This window comes from Hydrogenobacter thermophilus TK-6 (assembly GCF_000010785.1).
Taxonomy (GTDB): domain Bacteria; phylum Aquificota; class Aquificia; order Aquificales; family Aquificaceae; genus Hydrogenobacter; species Hydrogenobacter thermophilus.
The window spans coordinates 1,658,279-1,683,445 of record NC_013799.1 but is presented as its reverse complement, the minus strand read 5'-3'; the positions used below and the strand labels follow the sequence as shown (position 1 = coordinate 1,683,445).

Genomic DNA, 25,167 nt, shown 5'->3' with positions numbered 1-25,167 from the left:
AATTATATTCTAAGCACAACTTTGCCAAAGTGTGTGGAAGCCTCAAGGTAGCTGTGGGCTTCCCTTGCTGATTTAAGGTCAAAGACTCTGTCCACAATGGGCTTTAAAAGACCCCTCTCAAAAAGCTCTGTTATCTTAAAAAGGTCTGCGCTTGTACCCATGTAAGTGCCAAGAAGCTCTATCTCTCTAACAAAAACATACCTTATGTCTATCTGTGCATTACTCCCTGTGGTGGTTCCAAAAAAGACGAGCTTCCCACCCTTTTTGAGACACTCTATACTCCTTCCAAAAGTCTTTTCTCCCACATGATCCATCACCAGGTCCACACCCTCTTTAAAAATGTCCCTTACTCTCTTGACCACATCCTCCTGATAGTGGTTTATCACTATATCAGCTCCCAGCTCCTTGCACCTCTTGGCTTTTTCCTCACTTCCCGCAGTAGCAATTACAAAGGCACCCATAAGCTTGGCTATCTGTATGCCGGCAACCCCAACACCCGAAGAGCCAGCCCAAATTAGCACCCTACTGTAAGGCTTTATGTTTCCTTTCCTAACAAGAGCGTTCCAGACGGTTAGAAATGTTAAAGGATAACTGGCAGCTTCTTCAAAGCTCAAATTCTTGGGTTTAGCCATTACATTCCTTGACGGCACTTTAATATACTCAGCATAACCTCCCCTTGTCTTCAGTCCCAGAATATCATAGTACCTGCACAGGTTGTCTCTTCCAGAAAGGCACTCATAACACACACCGCAGGATAGCCCCGGCGACAGAATAACCTCATCTCCCTCCTTTACATTTCTTACTAAACTCCCCACCTTTTCTACCACACCGCTTACATCAGAACCCAGTATGTGAGGAAGCTCAGGCTTTACAGCCAGCGCACCCATCCTTACCCAGATGTCAAGGTGATTGAGGGCAACAGCTTTTACTCTTATGAGTACCTCATCTTCCCTTATTTCAGGCTTTGGGAAATCTTCCACATACTCAAGGTTTTCTATACCTCCAAAGGCTTTAAGTATAACAGCTCTCATGATGTTATCATTATAACTGATGAGAATTGTTTTAAAGTTAGGATCCAACCTCATACAGACACAGGAAGGGGATATAGACCTCTCTTTCCTTTCTAAGCTTGCCAGAGAGATAAAAACCATGAAAGAGCAGGGAGATGAGGTGATGCTTGTATCTTCCGGAGCTGTCCTGTGCGGTGCCAAAAAGCTTGGTATCAAGGAAAAACCCAAAAACTTAGTGCTAAAGCAGGCACTTGCAGGAGTGGGTCAGGCGTATCTGATGCACATATACGATGTGGTTTTTTCCAACTACGGGCTCATTCCCGCACAGGTGCTTTTAACATCCGATGTTTTCAAGGAAAGAGCCAAATTTTATAACAGCAAAAACGCCATAGAAGAGATGATGAGGCTTGGTGCTATTCCAGTTATAAACGAAAACGATACCGTAGCTGTATCGGAGCTGGTGTTTGGAGACAACGACTTTCTTGCGGTTCATACGGCTTTTATGATGGATGCTGAACTTTTGGTGATACTCTCCACCGCAGGGGGGTTAAGGGATCAGCAAGACAAAATAGTGCCTTATGTGGAAGATATTGAGAAGGCATTTGCCTTAGTGAGAGGTGTCAATTCTGAGTTTGGCACGGGGGGAATGTTTAGCAAGCTGTCTGCTACACGAATAGCCCTCAGCTTGGGGGTGCATGTTATCATCACTGGCAAAGAAGACAGTTTATTAAAAGTCAGGGAGCTAAAGACTTGTGGTACTTACTTTAAGCCTTCAGAAAAACCTCTAAAGCGCAGAAAGAAGGTTATAGCTATGATGGAGGAGCCAAAAGGGATCATATACATAGATTATGGGGCTTATAAGGCTGTGAAGGATGGTAAAAGCCTTCTGCCCGCAGGAATAGTAAAGGTGGAGGGTGTGTTTGAGAGAGGAGATACAGTAAGCATCTGTCTGCCAGAAGGGTATCTGGTGGGTAAGGGAAAGGTTAGCTTCTCTTCGGACGAGCTAATAAAAGTTATGAGAAGAAGAGGGCAGGAGGTTAAAACTATACTCAAGACTAACAAAGAAGAAGCCATACATAGGGACAACCTGGTGGTTTTTTAAAGGTATCCCGCTTCCACACCTATGCAGGCATTCCAGACTATCTTTATTTTGTCCTTGTACCTCTCTATAATTTCATGGTTCTCACAGCCGGGCTGGAGCCACACACACCTGGCACCTATCTTTATAGCTTCCTCAAGTATAGGTTCTATATGAGCTGGATTTCTAAAAACATTAACTATGTCTATCTTTTCTGGCACATCTGATAGTGAAGGCAGTACATTAATTCCCAGTATCTCCTGACCTGCATACTTGGGATTTATAAAGTAAACTCTGTGCTTACCTTTGCTGATGAGTCTTTCACTAACATAGTAAGATGGTCTTTCTGGGTCGGGGGAGATACCCACAACCGCCACCACTTGGGCATCCTTTAGAACTTCCAAAGCATCATCGCTATGGGGGTGATGAAACCTTTCCATGGGAGATATTTTATCATAAGAATAAAGCTCTCCAACAGAATGGAAGTTTTGGGTTATAAGATTTCCAAGCATTTAGAAAGATATCTGAGTGGTATAAGGTCTTTTATCAAAACTGAATGGATAGCGAGAGTCATCTTGGAACCAGAGTTTGTTGAGGAAGTCTCGGAAGAAGAGGTGAGACTTTGGAAGAAAATTCCCGAATTTGGAAATAGATTTTTAAGAGTGGTAGTAAATCCTAAAGATAAGATTATTATTACTGCTTTTTTTTGATAGGAGGTTTAGGCGGTGAAGATGTTTTATGACCCAGAAGTTGATGCCTTGACTATAATTCTCGTAGAAGACAAAGCAGAGGAGAGCGAGGAAGTCCTTCCCAATGTTATATTTGACTACTCAAAGGACGGAAAGGTCATAAGCATAGAGATACTCAAAGCAAAGAAAACTCTTGAAGCGCTTGAGAATCTAAACAAACTCCTCGAAGCAGTAGGCAGACCTTAAAAGCCTTATGCTTTTCACCACTGGGATGTGATCTTGGCTTTTTTATTGAGGTACTTATCCACCGCAAGAGCTGCCTTTACCCCATCAGCTGCTGCAATAACTGCCTGCTTTATGTTGGTGCAAAGCACATCGCCTGCGGCAAAGACACCCGGTACAGAAGTCATCATCTCCTCGTTTACCACTATGCAATGCTCATCCGTCATCTCTACCTGGTTCATGAGGAAGTCCACCGATGGTTTGTTTCCTCCAAGAAATATAAAAACGCCATCCACCTCAAGCAGTTTGATCTCTTTCGTTTTCACATCTTGCACTTTTAGTCCTTCCACCAGAGAAGTTCCTACTATCTCCAGTACTCTGTGGTGTAGTAGGATGCTGACCTTCTCCTTTGACTGCACTTCCTCTATTATCTCTGGAGGTGCCTTTATCCTGCTGGAAGGCACCACAAGATATATCTTGCTGGCAAAGCGAGCTATAAACTCCGTCTCTTCCAAAGCATAATCGTCCTCACCTATTACTGCAACGGGTCTGTTTTTGAAAAACGCCGCATCACACACACCGCAGTAAGATACACCTTTTCCAAGAAACTCCTCTTCGCCTTTGTATTTGTTGGTTCTTTCCATTGCGCCCGAAGCTATTATTATGGCTCTTGCTTTAAACTCCCTGCCATCTATTGTGTATACCTTTTTGACCTCATTTAAAAGGTCTGTAGCTATCACCTTCCCTCTTACAAACTCTGCACCAAAGGCTTTGGCATGCTCCCTCATAAGTTTTAGAAGCTCGTAGCCAGATATTGGTCCTCTAATACCCGGATAGTTTTCTATCTGCTGGGTGACTCCCAAGGCACCATCCGCTTCAGCTCTGTAAAGCACCAGTGTTGAAAGCCCTGCCCTTGATGTGTATATGGCCGCAGAGGCGCCGGCAGGACCGGCACCGATTATTACCACATCGTAAACCTTGTCCGTCTTGAAATCCAGGCTTAACTCCATACTTTAACCTCCAGCAATTTAAATATATACCTAACTGAGTGCTTGGTAGACCTTGCCTACCAGCTCCTCCGAAGGCTTTAGCGTCTTCTTGCCCTCCGTCCACTTGGCAGGGCAAGCTTCCTCAGGATGATGCATAAGATACACATTTGCCTTCATTTTTCTTAGTAGCTCCTCCGCATTTCTACCCACATTGTAAAAGTTTACCTCAGACCCCACAAGGACACCCTCAGGATTTATTATAAAAGTGCCTCTAAGAGCAAGCCCGTTTTCTTCGTCATAAATACCAAAGAGTCTTGAGACTCTGCCAGTTGGGTCAGCACCCATGGGAAACCTTACCTTCTCAAGGAGCTTCTCGCTTCTGTGCCATGCCAGATGTGCGTACTTAGTGTCCGTGGAGACGGATATTACTTCTACACCCAGCTCTTGCAGCTCTTGGTATTTTTCCGCAAGGTCAGCAAGCTCCGTGGGACACACAAAGGTAAAATCCGCCGGATAGAAGAAAAGTACCACCCACTTGCCTCGCATATCTTGCAAGGAAACCTTACCAAAGCCACCCTTTTGGGGGTCGTAAACCTCCAGCTCAAAGTTGGGAACTTTCTTTCCTACCATCATCTTTAACCTCCTTAAAGTTTTGTTATTGAGTATTATAAGTAAATGAAAATTATTTGCAATATGAAAAAAGTCATATAATAAAAAATGGTGAGAAAGGCTATAGTAATACCTGCCAGGCTTGACTCTACAAGGCTAAAAGAGAAGCCTCTCTTTCTTCTGGCTGGCAAGCCTCTCATCAGGTGGGTGGTAGAAGGATGCTTAAAAACTGGTGAAGAGGTGTTTTTGGCAACTGACAGCGAGAAAATAGCAAATGTGGTAAAGGACCTTCCCGTTAAGATAGTTTATACACCTTCGGACCTTCCTTCAGGTAGCGATAGAGTAGCTTATGCCATAAGGGACTTGGATGTGGATTATGTCATAAACTATCAGGGAGATGAACCTTTTGTTTATCAGGAGGATATAAAAAGGCTCTTTGACGCTCTAAAAGAGTTTTCGGTTGCCACGCTGGCAAGAAAGGACCAGGAGTTTTATAAAGACCCTGCCTCTGTAAAGGTGGTTTTGGCGGAAGATGGAACAGCTCTTTACTTTTCCAGAAGCCCCATCCCGTATATGAAACAGGCATCGGACCTTTATCCCCTAAAGCATGTAGGTATATACGCTTTTAGGAAAGAAACATTGCTTGAGTTTACCTCTTTAAAGCAGGGGAAACTTGAAAAGCTTGAATCCTTAGAACAGCTAAGACTCTTAGAAGCAGGTGTAAAGATAAAGGTGCTTCTTACAGAAAACTACTATCACGGCGTTGATACGGAAGAAGATGCAAAGGTAGTGTCTGATGTGCTGCTTAAAAACCTATCCAGCTCCGAAAGAAACCTGTGATTGAGGGTATGACCACCTTTATAGGATACGATGTGAGCCTTTATTCTTTTGCCAAAAAGGGCAAGGTCACCTATTAGGTCAAGGAGTTTGTGCCTTAAAGGCTCATCTTTGGACCTCATACCACCTTGGTTGTAAACAAAGCCTTTGCCAAGAAGCAGGGCATTTTGCAGGCTCCCTCCTCTTGCCAGACCCTTTTTAAGCAGGTGCTCAAGCTCGTGGTCGTAGCAAAAAGTTCTTGCAAAAACCAGATCCTTTACATTTCCGTTAAATTCCACCCTCCTTTCCTCAAAAAAACCCTCAAGGCTACCCACATACACGGCAGAAAAGTGTTGGTGCGGTAAAGCTCTTATATAGCCACTGTGGTTTCTTACTTCAAAAGCTTGCGGGATTTCTACAAATTCTATAGGTTCGGACTGCTCTAAAACTTTATCCTTTAACTCTTTGTAAAAGTGATATCCACTCCCATCAAGTATTGGCACCTCAAAACCTTTAACAAACTCAACTGTGGCATTGCTTATGCCAAGCATATAAAGTACTGCCATAAGGTGTTCCACAGTTTTGACCACAATACCTTCCTTACCAAGGTCCGTTGAGTGGTCCGTGTTTACTACAAATTTAAAGCTGGCAGGTATATAAACACCGCTTTTTAGAAACCTGATACCTGTACCTTCCTCTTCGGGATGTATATGTATTTCTGATGCTGTTCCAGAGTGAATACCCACACCTTCAAAGGAGGCAACCGTTTTGAGGGTACGCTGTTTCATACTCTTATTTATTGCAAACTCTGTGCCAGAGACTTTAAGAGTTTTACAATGCTTTCAAAGCTCGGTTTTTCGGGCAAAAGCCCGGAATGTCCGCAAAGGGAAAAAAGCTCTTGATTGGTAGTTTTGCCAATACAAACCACCTTTTTCTCTTTTAAAATAGCTGCACCCTCAGGCTTTGGCAAATTTGCAAAAAAGCTCCTGACAGCTGAAGGGCTTGCAAACACAACAACATCACCCTCAGATATCTTCTTCAAAAACTCCTCTTTTTGGTAAAGCACACCTTTTGTGGTATAAACATTTAAAGCTTTTACATAGAAGCCTAAATTCTCAAGCTCTTTTATAAGCTCCTCTCTACCTTCCTGTGAGCGTGGAATAAGCACCTTACCTTTCTGTCCTTTCAGCAGAAGTTTTATCTCTTCAGCGTAGTAATTTTCTGGAACTTGATAAACACTGTAGTTATACCTTTCAACAGCTTTTTTAGTAGCCTCACCCACCGCTATGACCTTTTCGTTACCTTTTAACCTTCTTCTACTTAGAAAGTAATTTACCGCTTTAGCACTGGGAAAAACAACAAAGTCAAAGTCATCCTCCAGAAGCTCGAACTCAACAGGCTCAGTTTTTATAAGAGGTAATGGGATTACCACAAACCCTTCCCTCTCAAAAAGCTCTCTGTCTTTTTGTATATCCTCCTCACTTCTGGTTAGCACAACTTTGATCATTTATAATTAATCTATGCACCACTTAACGGAAGAACAGATAAAAGAGCTTAAGCAGCTTCTCCTTTCCATGAGGGAGAAGGTCATAAAGTCAGCGGACCAGCAGATAAAGGACCCTTCCAATGTGACTTTTGAGGGTGGGGATGAGATAGACAGAGCTAACATAGAAACAGAACGCTACCTTCAGCTCCAGAGGGTGAAAACCAGAGAGCTTAAGCTCCTCAGAAAGATAGATTATGCTCTTTTGAAGATGGAAAACTTTACTTACGGCATATGCGAGAACTGCGGTAAAGAAATACCTTACGAGAGACTAAAGGCAAGACCAGTAACCACCATGTGTATAAACTGTAAGGAGCTGGAAGAGGAAGCGGAAAATGAGTGAAGAGTGGATGTTTCCAAAGGTAAAGAAACTACCCAAGTATGTGTTTGCTATGGTCAATGAGCTAAAGTACCAGCTAAGAAGAGAGGGTGAGGACATAGTGGACCTGGGCATGGGAAATCCAGATATACCACCATCTCAGCACATAATAGACAAACTCTGTGAAGTTGCCAACAGACCCAATGTACACGGATACTCTGCATCCAAGGGAATACCCAGACTTCGAAAAGCCATATGCGATTTTTACAAGAGACGCTACGGTGTGGAGTTAGACCCCGAGAGAAACGCCATAATGACCATAGGTGCGAAGGAAGGATACTCACACCTAATGCTTGCCATGCTGGAGCCCGGAGATACAGTGATAGTCCCCAATCCTACTTACCCCATTCACTACTATGCACCCATCATATGTGGTGGTGATGCCATATCTGTACCTATCCTTCCGGAAGAGGACTTTCCTGAGGTTTTTTTGAGGAGACTTTACGACCTTATAAAGACCTCCTTCAGAAAGCCCAAAGCTGTAGTTCTTAGCTTTCCTCACAACCCCACCACGCTATGTGTGGACCTGGAGTTTTTCCAAGAGGTGGTAAAACTCGCCAAGCAGGAAGGCATATGGATAGTGCATGACTTTGCCTACGCAGACCTTGGGTTTGACGGATACACGCCTCCCAGCATCCTTCAGGTGGAGGGTGCGCTGGATGTGGCAGTGGAACTCTACTCTATGTCAAAGGGTTTTTCTATGGCAGGCTGGAGAGTAGCCTTTGTGGTAGGCAATGAAATGCTCATAAAAAACCTTGCCCACCTTAAGAGCTATCTGGACTACGGTGTTTTCACACCTATACAGGTGGCATCCATAATAGCTCTTGAGAGCCCATACGAAGTGGTGGAAAAAAACAGAGAGATATACAGAAGAAGAAGGGATGTGCTGGTGGAGGGTCTAAACAGAGTTGGCTGGGAGGTGAAAAAACCAAAGGGAAGCATGTTTGTGTGGGCAAAGGTGCCGGAAGAAGTAGGTATGAACTCTCTGGACTTCTCTCTTTTCCTTCTGAGGGAGGCAAAGGTGGCTGTCTCACCTGGGATAGGTTTTGGGGAGTACGGAGAAGGCTATGTTAGGTTTGCCCTTGTGGAAAACGAGCACCGCATAAGGCAAGCAGTAAGAGGCATAAAAAAGGCTCTTGATAAGATAAAATCCTATTTAGCTTGAAAATTTTCCAGAAAGCACTATCTTAATAAGCACACAGATAGCAATCGCAGATGGTAAAACAAAGAGAGCCTATAATTGCCATAGCCACGCCTTACGGTGAGAGTGCTATAGGAATGATAAGGATCTCTGGTCTGGGTGTGCTTGAAAAGGTGAAAAAGTACGTACGCACAAAGGGAGAGATAAAACCTCGCTATGCTCACTTTTTTGCACTTCTGGATGAAGACGGTCAGGTGCTGGATGAGGGGGTGCTCATATACTACAAATCTCCCGCATCTTACACGGGTGAGGATATGATAGAGATGTGCCTTCATGGGAACCCCCTTATACTCAAAAGAGCCCTTGAGCTGTTTTTAAAGGAGGGCATAAGGCTTGCAGAGCCGGGAGAGTTTACCAAGAGGGCTTTTTTAAACGGTAAACTTGACATGACACAAGCAGAGGCTGTTGCAGACCTTATAAACGCCAAAACGGACCTTGCAAGAAAAGTGGCTATAAGACAGCTTCAGGGAGAGCTTTCCAAGTATGTAAACTCTCTCAGAGAAAAGCTTATACAGCTTCTGGCTTATGTAGAAGCGGACATAGAGTTCTCCGAGCAGGACATTCCCACCATCAGCAGGGAGGAGATACTCCAGGTGCTTAAAGAAGTGCAAAACAGCATAGAAACCCTTATGTCAACAGTTAAAGCGGGCGAGCTATTAAGAAAAGGTATAAACTTGGCAATAGTAGGCAAGCCCAATGTAGGTAAATCCTCGCTGTTTAATGCACTACTTGGAAGAGAGAGAGCAATAGTTACAGAAGTGCCGGGTACCACCAGAGACTTTCTCAGTGAAGAGCTTCACATGGAAGGGGTGCCGATAAACCTCATAGACACTGCGGGCATAAGAGAGACTGAAGATGTAGTAGAAAGCATAGGAGTAAAAAGAAGCATAGATAGCATTAATAGTGCTGACATGGTGCTTTTTGTAGTGGATGCTTCAAAACCCCTTGAAAAAGACGATTGGGATGTTTATAATTTAGTTAAGCAAAGGGATCACATAAAGGTACTGAACAAGGTGGACCTGGGGTTAGACCCTTCTATTGCAAAGATCTTTCCGGATGGTGTTAGGGTCAGCGCCAAGATGGGAGATGGTATGCAAGACCTGAAAAAGGTGATGTTGGAAAAGTTGGGTGTTTTTGGTTATGAAGGGATGAAGGTTTATGTGTCGGCACGCCATGCTCAGTTGCTAAAAAAGTCCTTAGAAATAATAGAGCCTCTCATACATAGCTTGGAAAAGCAAGATATATCCCCAGAGATCCTTGCCTTGGAGCTTAGAGAAGCTCTTGTTTATTTGGATGAAATGGTGGGAGCCATTACAACGGAGGACGTACTAAGCGCTATCTTTTCAAGATTTTGCATAGGAAAATAAGAAAGGAGGATTGATATGGAGCAGGAAACACAAACCACTCAAGAAAAAAAGGTTTACTCTTATGAGGAGCTTAAAAAAATGTCCCTCGGAGAGCTTCAAAAGATAGGAAGAGAATTTGACCTTTCCAGAGTAACTGGTCTTAGAAAGGAGGAGCTTATAGAGAAGATCCTTGCCACGCAGGCGAAAGAGGAGGGACTCAACTTTATAAAAGGTGTCCTTGAGATACTGCCAGAAAGTTATGGCTTTATAAGGAGTTCTGAGAACAATTACATGCCAAGTTCTACTGATGTTTATGTATCGCCTTCCCAAATAAAGAAGTTTGGGCTGAGGACTGGAGACACCATAATAGGCTTTGCAAGGCCTCCACAAGAAAAGGAGAAGTATCAGGCTCTTATAAAGATAGAGTCTGTCAACGGTCTACCCCCAGACCCGGAGGTCTTAAAGTCAAGACCTGTATTTGAAAAACTGACGCCTTATCACCCCACCGAAAGGTTCAACTTGGAGACATCTCCCACAGAGCTATCCACCAGAGTCATAAGTCTTTTGACGCCCATAGGGAAAGGACAGAGAGGTCTTATAGTAGCTCCACCCAAAGCTGGAAAAACAGTCCTGCTTCAGAAGATAGCCAGAGCCCTCATCCAGAACCATCCGGAAGTTCACCTCATCATCCTGCTCATAGACGAAAGACCTGAGGAAGTTACAGAGATGAGAAGGATAGTAGGAGAAGGTGCACAGGTGGTAGCATCCACCTTTGACGAGCCACCCGAAAGGCACATGCAGGTGGCTGAGTTGGTAGTAGAAAAGGCAAAGAGATTGGTAGAGCTTAAGCAAGATGTGGTGATACTTCTTGACTCCATGACCAGATTTGGCAGAGCATCCAATGCGGTAACTCCTCCTACGGGAAGAGTTTTGACGGGAGGTATAGAAGCAACAGCCCTCCAAAGACCCAAAAAGTTCTTTGGTGCGGCAAGAAACATAGAGGAAGGTGGGTCCCTTACCATAATAGCCACCGCTCTCATAGAAACAGGTTCCAAGATGGACGATGTTATATACGAAGAGTTTAAAGGCACGGGCAACATGGAGATACACCTGGATAGGAGATTGATGGAGAGGAGAATATTCCCGGCTATAAACATAGAAAAATCAGGTACCAGAAAGGAGGAGCTTCTTTTGGAAGATTGGGAGCTTCAAAGGGTTTGGGTGCTCAGAAAGTTCCTTGCCACCATGGATGCCATAGAGGCTATGGAATTTCTCCTGGACAAGCTCAAGAAATTCAAGACCAACAGAGACTTCTTAAAAGCTATGCACTCCTGATGAACCTGCTTGAGTACCAAAAAAACTTAGAAAGTAGGGAGATAAAACCCTTAAATGTCATACAAGCACAGGACGAGTATGTTTTAAAAGCTTTCATTGACAAACTCTCAAGCCTTTACCATGTTAAAATCCTGTGGGGTGATGAATTAGATAGGAAGTCTTTGCTGTCCATCACAGAAAGCGAGATGTTTATCAAAAAAAAGAGAGCATTTGTGATAAAAAACGCAGAGGAGCTTTTCAAAGGAGTAAAAGACGGTAAATACTTTACTTCTTTGGCAAAAAAACTAAATAACTCCAGCGTGTTTTTTGTCATTTCAGAAAAACTAAGCAAGCAACAGCTTGAAAAGGAGCCACTAAAGACCTTGCTCAGCATAGGAGACTTGCTTGAAGCAAAGAGTCCAGACAAGAGGAAGATAAGAGAGCTGGTTAAAAACAGATTTGTTAAAGAGGGAAAGCAGATAGATGACTCAGCCCTTGATTACCTTCTGGAGATAACCTCTTATAACCTTATGGAGCTAAAAAACGAAGTGGATAAGCTGATACTTTACGCAGATGAAAGGATTACCCTTGAGGATGTAAAAGCTATTTGCATCTCCAATATAGAGTACACAGTTTTTGACTTTATAAATGCCTTTTACACCAAGGACTTAGAAAAGTCTCTTAACTCTCTCTCTTCCCTTGTAAGATGGGGGGTGCCAGCTTTGCAGATACAGGCTGTATTGGTAAATTACGCTCTAAAGCTCTTTGTGTGTGCATACCTTGTTGAGAACGGATACGATATAGATAAAGCTTTTAGCGAGCTTGGCATAACTAATCCTTACCTCAAGCACAGTTTTAAAACATACCTGGAGAAGTTTAAGCTAAAGGATTTGAAAAACCTTATTCATAGGCTTCACCTTCTTGACCTTTCGGAGAAGGTATACTACACCGACCCGCAGGAAAGCTTAAAAGATTTCGTGGTAGAATACATAAGTTATGAGAGAAGCTAAAGCAGTAAGAGAAACCAAGGAGACAAAGATAGAGGTTTATATAAATCTTGATGGCTCTGGCTCTTATCAGGTGGAGACTCCCGTAGGCTTTATGAACCATATGCTGGAAACCTTTTCTAAGCACTCAGGTTTTGACTTAAAGGTTTATGCTCAGGGAGATGTGCATGTCTCACACCATCACACGGTGGAGGATGTGGGAATAGTTATTGGGGAAGCTTTTGAAAAAGCCCTCGGTGATAAAAGGGGTATAAGCAGGTTTGGCTACAGTATAATACCTATGGATGAAGCCCTTGTGCTGAGCAGTGTGGACATCTCAGGCAGACCTCTCTTCTTTTATGAAGACCTGAACCTCAGGGGTAAGATAACGGATTTTGACTTTGAACTCATATGGGAGTTTTTCAAGGGCTTTGCTCTCTCATCCAAAAGCACCCTCCACATGAGGGTTATAAGCGGTAGGATACTTCACCATGTGGCAGAGGCGTGCTTTAAGTCCTTTGCAAGAACTCTAAAGGATGCTACTTTGGTGCGTGGTGTGGACCTTCCTTCCACAAAAGGAGCCATATAGTTTCGTTGGAGGTATGCTCATGCTTAAAGAGTTTACACCTCAAGAGATAAAGGCTGTCTTGGGCATCACCTTTGCGGTGGCTGTAAGGATGCTGGGTCTTTTTTTACTCCTGCCCGTTCTTTCGCCTTACCTTAAGACTCTTGAAGGTGCTTCTCCTCAGCTTATAGGTCTTGCCATTGGCATATATGGCTTTGCGCAGGCTTTTCTGCAGATACCCTTTGGATACATTTCTGATAAGTATGGCAGAAAGCCTGTTATTGTGTTTGGCATGATCACCTACATAATTGGGAGCCTTATGGGTGGACTTGCCACCAACATATGGAGTATGGTCTTGGCAAGGTTTATACAGGGATTTGGTGCTGTGTCTTCTGCCATGATAGCTCTTGCTGCGGACCTTACAAGAGAGGAAGTAAGAACTAGAGCTTTTGCCCACATAGGTGCCTCCATAGGTATAGTTTTTGCTCTTAGCATAACCTTTGCTCCACTGCTGGCTGGATACATAGGTGTTCCCTTTCTCTTCTTTCTAACAGCCTTCTTGAGCCTTGTGGCAACTCTCTACTTGGCTTTTTTCATACCAGAGCCAAAGATCCATGCCAAAGACAGAGAGATAAGACCCTCGCTCAAAAACTTTACTCTACTGCTTACAGACAGAAACCAGCTTATACTAAACTTCTCCATAGGAATACTCCACGCCTTTTTGGTTGCCATATTTACCGTTATACCCTACGAGCTGGTATACACTTACCACTTTCCCAAACCAAGACACTGGGAGATATACTTGCCTGCGGTTCTTATATCCCTCATGATTATGGTGCCTTCCACTATAGTGGCAGAAAAGAGAGGCAAATTTAAAGAGGTGTATCTTACAGGCATTCTCTCCATACTTGCCGGCTTTTTAGTTTACGACCTTATAAGGGGTTTCTGGGGAGGCGTTGCTCTGGTCTTCTTTTTCTTTATCGGTTTTCATCTTTTGGAGCCTTTGGTGCCTTCTCTCCTTACCAAGCTTACCCACAGAGATATCAGGGGGCTATCTTTGGGATTTTTTAACACCAATCAGTTTTTGGGAGCTTTTGTGGGAGGTCTTTGGGGCGGGCTTGTCCTCAAGTACGGAGTGCTTTACCTCCTTTTATCCGCGGTTGGCGTTTGCGTAGTGTGGTTTCTTATCAGCTATGTGTGGCTAAGCAGTCTATACTCAGAGGGCAAGTTGGGAAAGAGCAGTCTTTAGTCTCATCCCGCAACTCTCACAGAAGCTCTTGCTCTTGCTGTCTATATCCAAGACGGACCTTGAAAAACTCATGACGCACTTGGGATTATCGCAGTGAGTAAGACCAAAAGTGTGTCCAAGCTCGTGATGGATCTGCTTTGAAACCCTCTCAAAAAAGAGGCTTTCATCCGAGGACAAAAGTCTAAAGGTGCTTACCACTGCCTCTCTACCAGAGAGCTTTGCAAGACCAAATACGAAGTTAAAGCCGTTTTCGTAAATGTCTGCATCTATAAGGGCTACCATTTTTAGAAGCTCTGGATAGTAAAGAGTAGAAAGATACTCAAGGATCTTTTCTCCTCTGTACTGTTTCCTTATAGGGTCATACGCATGCCTGAAGCCAGATGCCACCCAAGATAGCCTCACATCAAAACCGAAAGTTTCCTTTATGCTCTTGGCAGTTGCAAAGAGAAGTCTCTTTTCTATGCTTCCAAAGGTTATCAGGTATATGTACATGTTATATGCCTTCTTCTCTCTTTGCTATCTCTATCTGTCTGAGCAGCTCTTCTTTGGCTGTTCCTCCGTAAGTTTTCCTCCTGTCTGCTACCCATTTTGGGTCAAGGAGCTTTAGAGCGTCCTCCTCAAATAGGGAGGAAAATTCTTTTAAGTCTTTGAGGTTTAGGTCTTTGAGGCTTTTACCCTCAGAAATAAGATAAGCTATAAGATTTCCCACTGTGCGGTGGGCTTCCCTGAAGGGCAGACCTTTATTTACCAGATAGTTGGCAAGGTCTGTAGCCACCATGGGATCACCCAGCTGAGGCATCATTCTTTCTGCTCTTACGCTCATACCCTCCAGCACCAAAGTCATACCTTTTATACAAGCTTTGACCGTATCAAGGCTATCAAAGAGGGGTTCTTTGTCTTCTTGGAGGTCCCTGTTGTAAGCCATTGGAAGACCTTTAAGGACGGTAAATAGGGATATGAGATTACCATAAAGCCTTCCGGTTTTACCCCTTATGAGTTCCAAAATGTCTGGATTTTTCTTCTGTGGCATTATAGAACTTCCTGTGCATAGCCTGTCAGGAAGCTCTACAAATCCAAACTCCTCCGTTGACCAAAGTATGAGGTCCTCAGCCATTCTTGAAAGGTGTGTGCCCACGGTGGCACACGCATACAGCGTATCCAGAATGTAATCCCTGTCGGCAGTAGCATAAATGGAATTCCTGACAAGAGTCCTAAAGCCCAGTTCCTCCGCCGTAAAAAACCTATCCAGGGGAAAGTCAACGCCTGCAACGGCTCCAGAGCCTAAAGGCAGAGCATCCACCTTCCTGTAAGCATCTACAAACCTCAGCTCATCACTTAAAAACATCTCCCTGTATGCTAAGAAGTAATGGGAAAGCCTTATAGGTTGTGCCCTCTGAAGGTGCGTATATGCAGGGACAACTATCTCCAGAGAGTTTTCTGCAAGTCTGATAAGCTCTCTTCTCATATCCTTAAGGTGCCTTATGCACTCCTTTATTTCCCTCTTTATGTATAGCCTCTCATCGGTAGCCACCTGGTCGTTTCTTGACCTGGCAGTGTGGAGCTTTCCTCCTAACTCTCCTATCCTTCTTGTTAGCTCAGCCTCTATATTCATATGAACATCTTCCAACTCCTCTCTAAGCTGGAAGTTACCTCTCTGAAGGTCCTGCTTTATCTCTTCAAGAGCCTTTTTGAGGGTATCAGCTTCTTCCTGCGACAGCACTTTAGCTCTGAGAAGAGTCTTTACATGAGCCAAACTTTGCTCAATGTCCTCAAGAGCAAGCCTCTTGTCAAAACTCACCGATTGGGTAAACTTTTCAACAAACTCCTGCGTTTTTTCCCTGAATCTTCCTTCCCACGGTTTTTGCATTTGGACTATAATTTTATCAAATGAGACACCTTTTTAATACCGACGCGGAGATTTACGAGGCTATTGTAAAAGAGTACGAGAGACAGTTTTACCACCTGGAACTCATAGCTTCCGAAAACTTCACATCCCTTGCGGTGATGGAGGCTCAGGGGTCTGTGATGACCAACAAGTACGCGGAAGGATTACCTCACAAGAGATACTACGGTGGGTGTGAGTTTGTTGATATAGCAGAGGACCTGGCTATAGAAAGAGCAAAAGCTCTCTTTGATGCGGAGCATGCCAATGTACAGCCTCATTCAGGCACACAGGCAAACATGGCTGTTTACATGGCGGTGCTAAAGCCCGGAGATACCATTATGGGAATGGACCTCTCCCACGGTGGGCATCTGACCCACGGTGCCAAAGTTAATTTCTCGGGAAAGATATACAACGCGGTCTACTACGGAGTGCATCCAGAGACACACCTCATAGACTACGACCAGCTCTACAGACTTGCAAAGGAGCACAAGCCAAAGTTAATAGTGGGTGGAGCCTCAGCCTACCCAAGGGTGATAGACTGGGCAAAGCTCAGGGAGATAGCAGACAGCGTGGGAGCCTACCTTATGGTGGATATGGCACACTATGCGGGTCTAATAGCAGGTGGAGTCTACCCTAACCCCGTGCCTTACGCCCACTTTGTCACCTCCACCACCCATAAGACCCTGCGCGGACCCAGAAGCGGTTTTATTCTCTGTAAAAAAGAGTTTGCCAAGGACATAGACAAGTCGGTATTTCCGGGCATTCAGGGTGGACCCCTCATGCATGTTATAGCCGCAAAAGCGGTAGCCTTCAAAGAAGCTATGAGCCAGGAGTTTAAGGAGTATGCCAGACAGGTTGTAGCTAATGCCAGGGTGCTGGCGGAGGAGTTTATAAAAGAGGGGTTTAAGGTAGTTTCCGGTGGAACAGATAGCCACATAGTGCTTTTGGACCTCAGAGACACGGGACTCACCGGCAGGGAAGTGGAAGAGGCACTCGGGAAAGCCAACATTACTGTTAACAAAAATGCGGTGCCCTTTGACCCACTGCCACCTGTTAAGACCAGCGGCATAAGGCTCGGCACACCAGCCATGACCACAAGGGGGATGAAAGAAGACCAAATGAGGATCATTGCAAGGCTAATATCAAAGGTGATAAAAAACATAGGAGACGAGAAGGTAATTGAGTATGTTAGACAGGAAGTTATAGAAATGTGTGAACAGTTTCCCCTGTATCCTGAGCTGAGGGAGGAGATAAACCATCTGGCTAAAATAAAGGCTACATACTGAGTTAGCCCTTATATTATAAGAAAGGGGGGAATTATGGAGCTTGACCTTGTAGAGTATGAGCTTGACCAGGATACAAAGGCTAAGCTGGATGAGGTGCTTAAAAATCTTTTTTCTAAAACATCTGCGGAGCTTGTCATTCTTGCTGATGATGCAGGTAGGATCATAAGCTTAAAGGGCAAAAGGATAGACGAAGACAGAGCGGAATTTATAGCAAGCTTAATCAGTGGAATGTTTGGTGCGGCAGCTGAAATGTCAAAGATGCTATCTGTAGAAGAGCTGGACATTTTGCAGTTTGAGGGCAAAAAGGTTGATGTGGTAATAAAGGCAATAAAACCAAGATTCCTCATAGGTATAATGGTGGATAAAGGCGTAGCCTTGGGAAGCGTAAGGCTCTTTTTGAGAGATGCTTCTCAAGAGCTTGAAGAGATATTCTCCAGTGTAAAACTCGTACCAGTTAAAACGGTAAAGGTGGATGTAAAAAGTCTTGAAGAGAAGTTAAGTAAGCTGGTAGGCCTATGAGATGAAGCTCAAGGTGGTTTACTTTGGCTCAAGCCTTGCAGGTAAAAGCACCAATGTGAAGAAGCTCTACGAGATACTAAAGGAAAGAGGACTGGCGAAGGGGGAATTTGTCAGCATGGAAACCGACGAGCAGAGAACCCTCTTTGTAGAAATGTTTGTTAGCAGCCTCAACATAGAGGGCGTGGAGATGGATGTAAAGATCATGACAACACCCGGTCAGTTCAGGCTTCATCCTCTCAGAAAGGTTATAGTAAAGGGTGTTGATGGATTAGTCTTTGTAGTGGATAGCAGTGTAGAAAGAAAAGAGGTTAACTTTCTTGTGATGAGAGAAACTGCAGCGGTCCTAAAGGAGCAAGGGCATGACCTCCTACATTTCCCTGTGGTGGTGCAGTACAATAAGAGGGATCTTCCCAGCGCTATGCCCATTGATGACATGCAGATGATGTTCAATCCATGGGATACCGACTATGTAGAATCTGTGGCTATAGAAGGCAAGGGTGTTTTAGAAACCTTTGTAAAGATAATAAAAAACATACTGGTTGCCAAACATGGAAAGAGTAGCGCTCTATAAAGAACTCAGTTTGGAGGCGGTGGACTTAAGAAAACTCTTTGAGGAGGTTATTACAAAGAAGCTCACAGGATATTTCAAGATATCTTACTGGAATCTGGATGACTACATACTGTATGCGGAAGGCCAACCCATATGGGGTGTAAGCATAGATAGAGATGGAAGTATAAATAATTTAGATGTAGAAAATTACAAGCCAAAAAGTAATGCTGGGACTGTCTCTTTTTATGAGGTGTCCCTTATTAATTTAATCACTTTCAGAGACCAGCAGAGGACCCCACCGTGTCCTTACAACTTTGTGTCTTATGGACACGAGTTTCTCACCTGCATGAAGTTTTCTCATGTTAATATCAGCGGACTTATGGAGCAGGTAAAACGGTCCCACTTAGATGGCTATTTGGTGCTTTGCAGCAGAAGAGGGTTTACGCACATGATCATGTTCCAGAAGGGACTTGCCATATGCTCTTACCACGATAACACTTATACCATAGGCACACGCCAAAGGATCAGTATTGATAAGGATGGCGATTGCATAGCAGTTTATGCCACAGAGCCAGAATTACCATTGTTTTTGTCTTCTATGAATACCCTAAAGAAAGAAATAGAGGACACCTTTAGGAGTAATGAGGAGCTGGGTATAGTCAGGAAGGAGGTAAGTGATAGGAAACTCAGTGCTATTCTTGATGTGCATCTCCAAAAAGGAGGTAGGATGTACGAATTTTTTTACAAAGGCACTTTCCTTTTGAGACTTGCTCACATGATGGACCAGATAGAAAATCGGAGCCTTGAAATAAGCCCAGGCACTAAAAATACCTTTTTCTTATACAGCCTTCAAGTAAGAGAGACCTTTCCAGCCATGGAAGTTGAGTTTTACACTCAAGAGCCTTCCCCCTCTGAAAGTACTTATGTAGAAGAAGAAAAGGTAAGATTGATAAGATCTTACTTTATAGAGGAGATAGGACCAATAGGAGCACTGCTGTGGAGTAAAATACTGAAGGAAAAGGGATATTCAGAAAGACAGATGCGAGAGGAGGATCTCAAAAGATTGATAGAGGAGCTTTACATGGAGATCCCAGATAGCGCACATGCCAGTAAATTTTTAGAAAAAGCGAGGAGGTTGTTAACATGAGGTTACCTTTGCCCAAAAGCATAAGGTGGAAGGTGGGACTACCTGTGATACTTCTGGGGACAGTGTTAGGTTTAGTAGTAGGCTTTTACTCCTATCAAAACACCATAGAAACTGCCAAAGAGACCACAAAGGAGAAGATAAAAACCGCCATGACCTTTACCAAAGCTTCAAGGGAGTACGTGAGAAGCACTTTAAGACCAAAGATTGATGAGCTTTTGGCAAGCGGTTGCTCTAAGGAGGACTTTATACTTGAGGGGCAGTCTTCCAGCTTTTTTACTGCGTCCATCTTCAAAAAAGTTAGCGAGGAGCTTCCCAACTTTAGCCTCAGGCAGGTGGCTTTCAATCCCCTAAACCCAAAGGACGAACCCAACGAGCTGGAAGCGGGGGTGATAAATTTCATGAGAAATTCAACACACAGGGAATACTCAGACATAGTAAACTACAGAGGGGAGAGGTACTTTGTTTATGCCTCCGCAGTGGTGCCTGACGGTAGCTGTCTGAGATGCCACGGTCAGGTTCAGAACATGCCCAAGGTTATACAGGCTCTTTACAAACCCCAGAGAGACCTAAACTGGGAGGTAGGTAAGGTTCAGGGAGCAGTCATGGTCTTTGTCCCCTTTGAATCCACGGTGCTAAAAGCCCAGCTGACAGGTCTTTACAGAGGACTTTCCATTTTTGGCATATTTTTACTGCTGACGCTTTTTATCCTTATCTCCCTTGACAGGCTGGTGTTCAAACCCATAGAGAGGCTTGAAAGAAAGGCAGAAGAGATAGCCAAAGGCAATGTGGATGAGCCTGTAGACATCACATCCGACGACGAGATTGGGAAGCTGGCGGAGGCTTTTGAAAGAATGAGAGTCAGCATAAAGAAGGTTATGGACCTGTTAAAATAATCCCATGGACATACTAAAAACCTACAGGCTTGTGCCTGTGGAGGAAGGTGAAGATTACATAAAGCTCTTAGTTCCCAGAGGATACGACCCTTTAGTAATAGAGGAGATAAGGTTCTTAACAGGAAAAAGTGTAGAAGCTCTTGAAGTGGATGGGGAGGAGTTTTCAAAGGAGCTTCAAAACAGGCTGGCTCAGGAAGAAGTTTATGTGGAGGAGCTAAAAGAAGAGGAGGACTCCAAAAGGGACATACTCCTGGAGGAAGAAAAAAGTCCGGCGGTGAGCTTTGTAAACTCCACGCTTATAAAGGCAACCACTTTATCCGCTTCCGACATACACATAGAGCCTTACGAGGATGGCTCTCTGGTGAGACTTCGCCTTGATGGTGTGCTTCACGACTATGTAAGCCTGCCTCTTTCCCTTCACGAGTCTGTTGTCTCGCGCATAAAGGTTCTGGCAAACCTCAATGTGGCGGAGAGAAGGGTGCCTCAAGATGGAAAGATAAGAGTGAGGATAGGTAAAAGGGACTTGGACATAAGAGTTTCCATAGTGCCTACAACTTTTGGAGAAAGGGTGGTGCTGAGACTCCTTGACAAGTCTGGCACTATGCTTACTCTGCAGGAACTTGGGCTTTCGGAGGAAGACCTAGAAAAAGTCAAGAGACTCGCTCAAAAGCCATACGGTATAGTGCTGGCAACTGGACCCACCGGAGCAGGCAAAAGTACTACACTTTATGCCATGATTTTACACATAAAGAGTCCGCACAAAAACATAATAACCATAGAAGACCCGCCCGAGTATCAAGTAAAAGGTGTGAGTCAAATACAGGTAAATCCAAAGGTAGGACTCACCTTTGCCAGCGGACTGAGAGCCATCCTCAGACAGGACCCAGATGTGATAATGGTGGGGGAGATAAGAGATGGCGAAACAGCTCAAATAGCAGTCCACGCAGCTCTGACAGGTCACTTGGTTCTTTCAACTCTTCACACCAACGACGCTCCTTCCGCCATCACAAGACTTTCAGACCTCGGCATTGAGCCATTTTTAATAGCTTCCTCTCTGGAGGGCGTGCTGGCTCAAAGACTTGTAAGAAAGGTGTGCGAGTACTGTAAAGAACCCTACAAACCTACGAAGGAGGAACTCCATCAGCTGGGACTTGATGGAGATTACACCTTTTACAGAGGAAGGGGCTGTGAGATGTGTATGGGTACAGGCTACAGGGGAAGGATGGGCATATACGAGGTGTTGGAGCTTGACGAAGAGTTAAAACAGCTAATCCTAAAAACTCAGGATGCCAACGATATAAGGAAGAAAGCCAAAGAAAAGGGTTTTAGAAGTATGTACGAGGATGGGCTTGAGAAAGTTATAATGGGAATAACAACACCTGAGGAACTCATAAGAGCGGTTAAGGTAGAAGAATGATATACACAGGCGTTGATGGAGAAAAAGTCTTCAGCGTTGAAAAGCCCTTTTTAAAGAAGGACTGGAGAGCTACCAAAAAGCTTGGCAAAAAAATATGCGTAATTCCATCTGACTTGTGTCTGGTGAAAGTTGAGCAGGCTTTTTCAAAGAAGATAAGCGAGATTAAAAGCTTCTACACCCTTGATGTGGAGGAAAGATACGGCAGGGTAAACTGGGATGTGTCTTTATACAATGACCTTGTATTCCTAGGAGTATACAGGAACTTTGCAGCGCAAGACTGTTTTAATGTAGAGCTGGAGGTCTTTGCTCTGGCAAGAGTTTTGCAAGTGCTTGGCTATCAGGATGGCTACCTTCTGGACATGGGCAGGAGAAAGACCACGCTGGTGAAGTGTGAGGAGGGGCTTTTAAAGAGCTACCGAGTAATTTTAAAAGGCGGGGACTATCTTACAGATGTGGTCTCTCAAAAAAGAGGAATAACCAAAGAGCATGCTGAAAGATGGAAAATAGAAAAAGGTTTGGAACTGGAAGAAGTATTGCAGGGTATAAAGCATATACTTTCTTCTGTGGGGCTAAGTGCGGAGAGTGAACCTCTGATCCTTAGCGGAGGTGGTTCTAAAACAAAAGGCTTGAAAGACCTTCTTCCAAGGGCGGAAAGCCACCACTTTTGTGAGCCTGAGCTTACCTCAGCCTTTGGCGCAAGTCTTAAGTTCATTGTAAAAAATCCATATCCTGACTTTGTCAAAAGAGAGCTGACTGACAAAGAGTTAAAAGTTAGCGCCATTTTAGCAGCTACAAGCATGTCGCTATTTTTTGCCTCTTACCTGCTTTTGGGCTTTCTCTGGTCTTCCCAAAAGATGGAGAGTGTAGAAAGGGAAGAGTTCAAAAAGACTTTTCCCAACGAGCCTATAGTCTCTCTGTATGATCAGGTAAAGTCAAAGGTATCAACTGGCGAACCTTATGAGCTTACCAAAAAACTGTCAGAACTCACAAAAAGGGTAAAGCAAGGCGTAAAGATATACTCCATAGAGTTTGCAGAAGGTAGTTTGAGGATAAAGGGGGAGGGGAAAGAGGAAGTGGTAAGCCTTATGAAACCTCAGAAGGTAAAAAAGACACCTACGGGAAGCGTAGAGTTTGAACTGGAGATAAAATGAGACAAATGCTCACCAAGAAAAATCTTATGGGCTTGTCATTGCTCCTTACCTTTCTTATGGTCTATATACTTTTAAACAGATACTATCAGCTCAGAGAAGCCTATTACAGAGATTACCTTAGGTACAAAGAGGTTATGCTTTTGATGAAGAACTACAGGGATAGAAAGAGAGAGGAGCCCTCGGAGGATCTTTTAAGAAGCGTATTATCCAGTGCAGGTGGGGAACTGCTCTCTTTAAGACAGACGGATGTGGGATACGAGGTCAAAGGCAGAAAACTGCCGGGAGCAAAAATTCCCCAGATGGTTTATACCCTTGAGGAGCGTGGTATAAAGATAGTAAAATTCAAAGCTGTTGACAACACAGGTCAAGGCTTATTTGATGTTGAGATGCTCATAAGATGATAGTGCTTTTAGTTCTTCTGCTTTTTATCTCTTCCGTTTATTATGTGCTGGACACATATAGCAGCGTAAGGCAGGCAGACCTTACAGTAGAGCAATTTTACTTCAAAGAGCAAGCTTATCAGATTTTTATGTCAGCTCTTCCCGTGGTTATTGATAGTCTCAAAAGAGATGACCCTTCCGTTGACAGTTTGCAAGATAGATGGGCGTATCCCCTTAGTTTCAAAACTCAGAAGGGAGAGCTGAGCATAAACATATACGACGAGGAGAGATTTCTCAACCTAAACTATGTGGACAGCGGAGCTTATGGAAAGTTTTTTGAGAGGCTTTTGAGACTACTTAACATAGACCCCTCTTACAAAGATAACCTTCTTGCGTGGGAAGGCAAAAGCAATGCTCACATAGATACTGACTATCCCATAAAGAGAGGACCTCTGGACTCAAAGGAAGAGATAAGGTGGGCAGGCTTTAAAAGTGAGGACCTTCTTGGTAAAACCATAGGAAATGAATTTTACCCCGGACTTTTGAGTCTCACCACCGTTTATTCCTCAGGGAAGATAAACATAAACACTGCCAACTCTTACATACTTATGGCTCTTGACCCAAGAATAGACCAGGCGCTGGCAAGCAAGATAATAGAAAGAAGAAACAGAGAACCCTTCAAAAAAGTAGAAGACCTCCTTCTGGTGGATGGCTTTACCTTTGACATACTCTACGCCATAAAAAACCTTGTGGATGTAAAAAGCAACTACTTTCACATAGTTATGGACCTAAGGTCCGGGGGATACACTTCTACCTTTGAGGTTATATATGACAGGCAAGGTGATAGGATCGTTTACAAAAAGATACTCTGAGATGCTTCTTTACTTTGTGCTTATAGCAACTCTTTTATCCCACAGGCTTTTGGACTTTCCTGACTTCTCTATTGTAGTGCTTCTTTCACCACTTGTTTTTTTAGAAAACATCTTCAGATGGAAAAATCCGTGGAATCTTTTTATACTTACCTTTCCCATTTGCCTCCTTCTGGGGTTTGACATAAAAACGCTGCTTAATGCTTTCCTTTCTGCACTTGCGGAAGAGGTTTTTTTCAGAGCATACCTTATGCGCAGGTATGGAAATATAACAGTCTCTGCCATGTTTGCATTGCCCCACTTTTTGATATACCAAAACTTTGTATCCCTTCTTACTTTCTTTCCCTCTTTGCTTTTTGGCTTTCTTTATAAGAAAACTGATTCCTTGATTTTTGTAAGCCTTGTGCATCTTTACTCTAATTTACTTTATAATGCTTGGGTCATCAGACTGGTATAAAATATAAATTAATAGCGGGCGTAGCTCAGGGGTGGAGCGTCTGCTTCCCAAGCAGAAGGTCGCGGGTTCAAATCCCGTCGCCCGCTTTCTTCCACATACTATCAAAATACTCTTCATATCTTTTAGCTAATTCATGGCTTTTAATTATGAGCAAGTTTTCGTAATTTATCTCCTCTGCACTTGCAGTCCAGTTATAAGACCCCGTAATCACCACCTGTTTGTCCACTATTGCAAACTTATTATGCATAAGACCCTTTACGAACTTTTTACCAGATACTGGCAGAAGTTTAACTGGGATACCCTCTTGGAGGAAGATGGGATACCTGGAAAACTTTTCCTCCGCCTGCTTCTGGTCCAAAATTATTCTAATCTTTACCCCACGCCTGTGAGCGTCCAGCACCGCCTGACCTATCTCCCTTGAAGTGAAGGCAAACATGGCAATGTCTATGCTTTCTTTTGCACTATTTATCTGCCTCAAGATGGCTTCCCTTGCACCACCCTTGGGAGAAAAGTAAACGCTTATGCTTTCAAAAGTCGCAGGCTTCTCCTTTTGGCACGAAAGGATCACAAAAAGGAGTAAGAAAAAGAGCCTTAGCATATATATAATAATATTTCAC

General features: G+C 43.8%; 30 protein-coding genes and 1 tRNA gene. 22 read left to right on the top strand and 9 right to left on the bottom strand.

Annotation, left to right across the window (positions count from 1 at the left end; translation table 11 throughout):
- Positions 1-2 precede the first annotated feature (2 nt).
- On the bottom strand, positions 3-1,031 hold the full coding sequence (locus HTH_RS09290) for a zinc-binding dehydrogenase (protein ID WP_012964475.1): 1,029 nt from the start codon (positions 1,029-1,031) through the stop codon (positions 3-5).
- A gap of 19 nt (positions 1,032-1,050) precedes the next feature.
- Here HTH_RS09290 and proB point away from each other — a divergent pair, with 19 nt between their 5' ends.
- The gene (gene proB, locus HTH_RS09285) at positions 1,051-2,112 is read left to right on the top strand and encodes a glutamate 5-kinase (protein ID WP_012964474.1); all 1,062 of its coding nucleotides are present in this window, start codon (positions 1,051-1,053) and stop codon (positions 2,110-2,112) included.
- Here proB and HTH_RS09280 read toward each other — a convergent pair.
- A complete protein-coding gene (locus HTH_RS09280) occupies positions 2,109-2,528 on the bottom strand; it encodes a CoA-binding protein (protein ID WP_012964473.1) in 420 nt (139 codons plus the stop codon). The two genes, proB and HTH_RS09280, sit on opposite strands and share 4 nt — an antisense overlap.
- Between HTH_RS09280 and HTH_RS09275 the strand changes: the two genes are divergently transcribed.
- Entirely contained in the window at positions 2,514-2,798 is a 285-nt protein-coding gene (locus HTH_RS09275; protein ID WP_232500435.1) for a hypothetical protein, read from the top strand. The genes HTH_RS09280 and HTH_RS09275 overlap by 15 nt on opposite strands.
- Positions 2,799-2,819: 21 nt before the next feature.
- A complete protein-coding gene (locus HTH_RS09270; RefSeq protein ID WP_014462662.1) occupies positions 2,820-3,023 on the top strand; it encodes a DUF2283 domain-containing protein in 204 nt (67 codons plus the stop codon).
- A gap of 14 nt (positions 3,024-3,037) precedes the next feature.
- Here the strand turns inward: HTH_RS09270 and trxB are convergent, their stop codons facing one another.
- Both trxB and HTH_RS09260 read right to left on the bottom strand, forming a co-directional pair.
- Complete coding sequence (gene trxB, locus HTH_RS09265; RefSeq protein WP_012964470.1) at positions 3,038-4,009, bottom strand: thioredoxin-disulfide reductase; 972 nt, start codon at positions 4,007-4,009, stop codon at positions 3,038-3,040.
- A gap of 30 nt (positions 4,010-4,039) precedes the next feature.
- On the bottom strand, positions 4,040-4,621 hold the full coding sequence (locus tag HTH_RS09260) for a peroxiredoxin (RefSeq protein ID WP_012964469.1): 582 nt from the start codon (positions 4,619-4,621) through the stop codon (positions 4,040-4,042).
- Between the two features lie 84 nt (positions 4,622-4,705).
- On the opposite strand from HTH_RS09260, the gene kdsB reads away from it, so the two are divergent.
- The gene (kdsB, locus tag HTH_RS09255) at positions 4,706-5,437 is read left to right on the top strand and encodes a 3-deoxy-manno-octulosonate cytidylyltransferase (RefSeq protein ID WP_012964468.1); all 732 of its coding nucleotides are present in this window, start codon (positions 4,706-4,708) and stop codon (positions 5,435-5,437) included.
- On the opposite strand, the gene lpxC is transcribed toward kdsB, so the two are convergent.
- Both lpxC and HTH_RS09245 read right to left on the bottom strand, forming a co-directional pair.
- Positions 5,353-6,201, bottom strand: a complete 849-nt coding sequence (gene lpxC / locus HTH_RS09250) for a UDP-3-O-acyl-N-acetylglucosamine deacetylase (protein ID WP_012964467.1) — start codon at positions 6,199-6,201, stop codon at positions 5,353-5,355. The two genes, kdsB and lpxC, sit on opposite strands and share 85 nt — an antisense overlap.
- A gap of 8 nt (positions 6,202-6,209) precedes the next feature.
- Positions 6,210-6,920: a uroporphyrinogen-III synthase gene (locus HTH_RS09245; RefSeq protein WP_012964466.1), complete on the bottom strand. Its 711-nt coding sequence runs from the start codon at positions 6,918-6,920 to the stop codon at positions 6,210-6,212.
- 13 nt (positions 6,921-6,933) lie between these two features.
- Between HTH_RS09245 and dksA the strand changes: the two genes are divergently transcribed.
- The 7 genes from dksA to HTH_RS09210 are packed head-to-tail and all read left to right on the top strand — an operon-like array spanning position 6,934 to position 13,996.
- Complete coding sequence (gene dksA / locus HTH_RS09240) at positions 6,934-7,299, top strand: RNA polymerase-binding protein DksA (RefSeq protein WP_012964465.1); 366 nt, start codon at positions 6,934-6,936, stop codon at positions 7,297-7,299.
- Positions 7,292-8,500 carry an aminotransferase class I/II-fold pyridoxal phosphate-dependent enzyme gene (locus tag HTH_RS09235; RefSeq protein ID WP_012964464.1) on the top strand — a complete coding sequence of 403 codons (1,209 nt, stop codon included), beginning with the start codon at positions 7,292-7,294 and terminating at the stop codon, positions 8,498-8,500. Before dksA ends, HTH_RS09235 begins: the two co-directional genes overlap by 8 nt.
- Before the next feature lie 50 nt (positions 8,501-8,550).
- Positions 8,551-9,903 (top strand): tRNA uridine-5-carboxymethylaminomethyl(34) synthesis GTPase MnmE, encoded by a 1,353-nt coding sequence (gene mnmE, locus HTH_RS09230; protein ID WP_012964463.1) that lies wholly within the window; start codon positions 8,551-8,553, stop codon positions 9,901-9,903.
- Between the two features lie 15 nt (positions 9,904-9,918).
- On the top strand, positions 9,919-11,217 hold the full coding sequence (rho, locus tag HTH_RS09225) for a transcription termination factor Rho (RefSeq protein ID WP_012964462.1): 1,299 nt from the start codon (positions 9,919-9,921) through the stop codon (positions 11,215-11,217).
- Positions 11,217-12,206: a DNA polymerase III subunit delta gene (gene holA / locus HTH_RS09220; RefSeq protein WP_012964461.1), complete on the top strand. Its 990-nt coding sequence runs from the start codon at positions 11,217-11,219 to the stop codon at positions 12,204-12,206. The genes rho and holA overlap by 1 nt, the downstream gene beginning before the upstream one ends.
- Entirely contained in the window at positions 12,193-12,771 is a 579-nt protein-coding gene (hisB, locus tag HTH_RS09215; protein ID WP_012964460.1) for an imidazoleglycerol-phosphate dehydratase HisB, read from the top strand. The genes holA and hisB overlap by 14 nt, the downstream gene beginning before the upstream one ends.
- Positions 12,772-12,784: 13 nt before the next feature.
- On the top strand, positions 12,785-13,996 hold the full coding sequence (locus HTH_RS09210; RefSeq protein ID WP_232500434.1) for an MFS transporter: 1,212 nt from the start codon (positions 12,785-12,787) through the stop codon (positions 13,994-13,996).
- Here the strand turns inward: HTH_RS09210 and HTH_RS09205 are convergent.
- A complete protein-coding gene (locus HTH_RS09205) occupies positions 13,964-14,488 on the bottom strand; it encodes an archaemetzincin family Zn-dependent metalloprotease (protein WP_012964458.1) in 525 nt (174 codons plus the stop codon). The genes HTH_RS09210 and HTH_RS09205 overlap by 33 nt on opposite strands.
- 1 nt (position 14,489) lies before the next feature.
- Entirely contained in the window at positions 14,490-15,863 is a 1,374-nt protein-coding gene (gene argH, locus HTH_RS09200; RefSeq protein ID WP_012964457.1) for an argininosuccinate lyase, read from the bottom strand.
- Positions 15,864-15,883: 20 nt separating this feature from the next.
- Between argH and glyA the strand changes: the two genes are divergently transcribed.
- From glyA to HTH_RS09145, 11 genes are all read left to right on the top strand, one after another.
- Positions 15,884-17,167, top strand: a complete 1,284-nt coding sequence (glyA, locus tag HTH_RS09195) for a serine hydroxymethyltransferase (protein ID WP_012964456.1) — start codon at positions 15,884-15,886, stop codon at positions 17,165-17,167.
- 33 nt (positions 17,168-17,200) lie between these two features.
- The gene (locus HTH_RS09190) at positions 17,201-17,686 is read left to right on the top strand and encodes a roadblock/LC7 domain-containing protein (protein WP_012964455.1); all 486 of its coding nucleotides are present in this window, start codon (positions 17,201-17,203) and stop codon (positions 17,684-17,686) included.
- Between the two features lies 1 nt (position 17,687).
- The gene (locus tag HTH_RS09185; RefSeq protein ID WP_012964454.1) at positions 17,688-18,257 is read left to right on the top strand and encodes a GTP-binding protein; all 570 of its coding nucleotides are present in this window, start codon (positions 17,688-17,690) and stop codon (positions 18,255-18,257) included.
- Entirely contained in the window at positions 18,235-19,383 is a 1,149-nt protein-coding gene (locus HTH_RS09180; protein WP_012964453.1) for a hypothetical protein, read from the top strand. The genes HTH_RS09185 and HTH_RS09180 overlap by 23 nt, the downstream gene beginning before the upstream one ends.
- Positions 19,380-20,276, top strand: coding sequence for a c-type heme family protein (locus tag HTH_RS09175; protein WP_012964452.1), 897 nt, complete (start codon positions 19,380-19,382; stop codon positions 20,274-20,276). Before HTH_RS09180 ends, HTH_RS09175 begins: the two co-directional genes overlap by 4 nt.
- 4 nt (positions 20,277-20,280) lie before the next feature.
- Positions 20,281-21,693 (top strand): GspE/PulE family protein, encoded by a 1,413-nt coding sequence (locus HTH_RS09170; protein ID WP_012964451.1) that lies wholly within the window; start codon positions 20,281-20,283, stop codon positions 21,691-21,693.
- Positions 21,690-22,844 carry a cell division protein FtsA gene (locus HTH_RS09165; protein ID WP_012964450.1) on the top strand — a complete coding sequence of 385 codons (1,155 nt, stop codon included), beginning with the start codon at positions 21,690-21,692 and terminating at the stop codon, positions 22,842-22,844. Before HTH_RS09170 ends, HTH_RS09165 begins: the two co-directional genes overlap by 4 nt.
- 5 nt (positions 22,845-22,849) lie before the next feature.
- Positions 22,850-23,245 carry a hypothetical protein gene (locus tag HTH_RS09160; RefSeq protein ID WP_232500433.1) on the top strand — a complete coding sequence of 132 codons (396 nt, stop codon included), beginning with the start codon at positions 22,850-22,852 and terminating at the stop codon, positions 23,243-23,245.
- A complete protein-coding gene (locus HTH_RS09155) occupies positions 23,242-24,096 on the top strand; it encodes a general secretion pathway protein GspK (protein WP_012964448.1) in 855 nt (284 codons plus the stop codon). Before HTH_RS09160 ends, HTH_RS09155 begins: the two co-directional genes overlap by 4 nt.
- Positions 24,053-24,550 (top strand): CPBP family glutamic-type intramembrane protease, encoded by a 498-nt coding sequence (locus HTH_RS09150; protein WP_014462661.1) that lies wholly within the window; start codon positions 24,053-24,055, stop codon positions 24,548-24,550. The genes HTH_RS09155 and HTH_RS09150 overlap by 44 nt, the downstream gene beginning before the upstream one ends.
- A 14-nt stretch (positions 24,551-24,564) precedes the next feature.
- A tRNA-Gly gene (locus HTH_RS09145) sits at positions 24,565-24,636 on the top strand.
- On the opposite strand, the gene HTH_RS09690 is transcribed toward HTH_RS09145, so the two are convergent.
- Positions 24,618-25,148: a phospholipase D family protein gene (locus HTH_RS09690; protein ID WP_012964446.1), complete on the bottom strand. Its 531-nt coding sequence runs from the start codon at positions 25,146-25,148 to the stop codon at positions 24,618-24,620. The genes HTH_RS09145 and HTH_RS09690 overlap by 19 nt on opposite strands.
- Between the last annotated feature and the right edge of the window lie 19 nt (positions 25,149-25,167).

Bases quoted from the DNA above. Each gene is read 5' to 3' on its own strand.
- HTH_RS09290 (WP_012964475.1), bottom strand. From the start codon at position 1,031: ATGAGAGCTGTTATACTTAAAGCCTTTGGAGGTATAGAAAACCTTGAG.
- proB (WP_012964474.1), top strand. From the start codon at position 1,051: ATGAGAATTGTTTTAAAGTTAGGATCCAACCTCATACAGACACAGGAA.
- HTH_RS09275 (WP_232500435.1), top strand. From the start codon at position 2,514: ATGAAACCTTTCCATGGGAGATATTTTATCATAAGAATAAAGCTCTCC.
- HTH_RS09280 (WP_012964473.1), bottom strand. From the start codon at position 2,528: ATGGAAAGGTTTCATCACCCCCATAGCGATGATGCTTTGGAAGTTCTA.
- HTH_RS09270 (WP_014462662.1), top strand. From the start codon at position 2,820: ATGTTTTATGACCCAGAAGTTGATGCCTTGACTATAATTCTCGTAGAA.
- trxB (WP_012964470.1), bottom strand. From the start codon at position 4,009: ATGGAGTTAAGCCTGGATTTCAAGACGGACAAGGTTTACGATGTGGTA.
- HTH_RS09260 (WP_012964469.1), bottom strand. From the start codon at position 4,621: ATGATGGTAGGAAAGAAAGTTCCCAACTTTGAGCTGGAGGTTTACGAC.
- kdsB (WP_012964468.1), top strand. From the start codon at position 4,706: ATGGTGAGAAAGGCTATAGTAATACCTGCCAGGCTTGACTCTACAAGG.
- lpxC (WP_012964467.1), bottom strand. From the start codon at position 6,201: ATGAAACAGCGTACCCTCAAAACGGTTGCCTCCTTTGAAGGTGTGGGT.
- HTH_RS09245 (WP_012964466.1), bottom strand. From the start codon at position 6,920: ATGATCAAAGTTGTGCTAACCAGAAGTGAGGAGGATATACAAAAAGAC.
- dksA (WP_012964465.1), top strand. From the start codon at position 6,934: ATGCACCACTTAACGGAAGAACAGATAAAAGAGCTTAAGCAGCTTCTC.
- HTH_RS09235 (WP_012964464.1), top strand. From the start codon at position 7,292: ATGAGTGAAGAGTGGATGTTTCCAAAGGTAAAGAAACTACCCAAGTAT.
- mnmE (WP_012964463.1), top strand. From the start codon at position 8,551: ATGGTAAAACAAAGAGAGCCTATAATTGCCATAGCCACGCCTTACGGT.
- rho (WP_012964462.1), top strand. From the start codon at position 9,919: ATGGAGCAGGAAACACAAACCACTCAAGAAAAAAAGGTTTACTCTTAT.
- holA (WP_012964461.1), top strand. From the start codon at position 11,217: ATGAACCTGCTTGAGTACCAAAAAAACTTAGAAAGTAGGGAGATAAAA.
- hisB (WP_012964460.1), top strand. From the start codon at position 12,193: ATGAGAGAAGCTAAAGCAGTAAGAGAAACCAAGGAGACAAAGATAGAG.
- HTH_RS09210 (WP_232500434.1), top strand. From the start codon at position 12,785: ATGCTCATGCTTAAAGAGTTTACACCTCAAGAGATAAAGGCTGTCTTG.
- HTH_RS09205 (WP_012964458.1), bottom strand. From the start codon at position 14,488: ATGTACATATACCTGATAACCTTTGGAAGCATAGAAAAGAGACTTCTC.
- argH (WP_012964457.1), bottom strand. From the start codon at position 15,863: ATGCAAAAACCGTGGGAAGGAAGATTCAGGGAAAAAACGCAGGAGTTT.
- glyA (WP_012964456.1), top strand. From the start codon at position 15,884: ATGAGACACCTTTTTAATACCGACGCGGAGATTTACGAGGCTATTGTA.
- HTH_RS09190 (WP_012964455.1), top strand. From the start codon at position 17,201: ATGGAGCTTGACCTTGTAGAGTATGAGCTTGACCAGGATACAAAGGCT.
- HTH_RS09185 (WP_012964454.1), top strand. From the start codon at position 17,688: ATGAAGCTCAAGGTGGTTTACTTTGGCTCAAGCCTTGCAGGTAAAAGC.
- HTH_RS09180 (WP_012964453.1), top strand. From the start codon at position 18,235: ATGGAAAGAGTAGCGCTCTATAAAGAACTCAGTTTGGAGGCGGTGGAC.
- HTH_RS09175 (WP_012964452.1), top strand. From the start codon at position 19,380: ATGAGGTTACCTTTGCCCAAAAGCATAAGGTGGAAGGTGGGACTACCT.
- HTH_RS09170 (WP_012964451.1), top strand. From the start codon at position 20,281: ATGGACATACTAAAAACCTACAGGCTTGTGCCTGTGGAGGAAGGTGAA.
- HTH_RS09165 (WP_012964450.1), top strand. From the start codon at position 21,690: ATGATATACACAGGCGTTGATGGAGAAAAAGTCTTCAGCGTTGAAAAG.
- HTH_RS09160 (WP_232500433.1), top strand. From the start codon at position 22,850: ATGCTCACCAAGAAAAATCTTATGGGCTTGTCATTGCTCCTTACCTTT.
- HTH_RS09155 (WP_012964448.1), top strand. From the start codon at position 23,242: ATGATAGTGCTTTTAGTTCTTCTGCTTTTTATCTCTTCCGTTTATTAT.
- HTH_RS09150 (WP_014462661.1), top strand. From the start codon at position 24,053: ATGACAGGCAAGGTGATAGGATCGTTTACAAAAAGATACTCTGAGATG.
- HTH_RS09690 (WP_012964446.1), bottom strand. From the start codon at position 25,148: ATGCTAAGGCTCTTTTTCTTACTCCTTTTTGTGATCCTTTCGTGCCAA.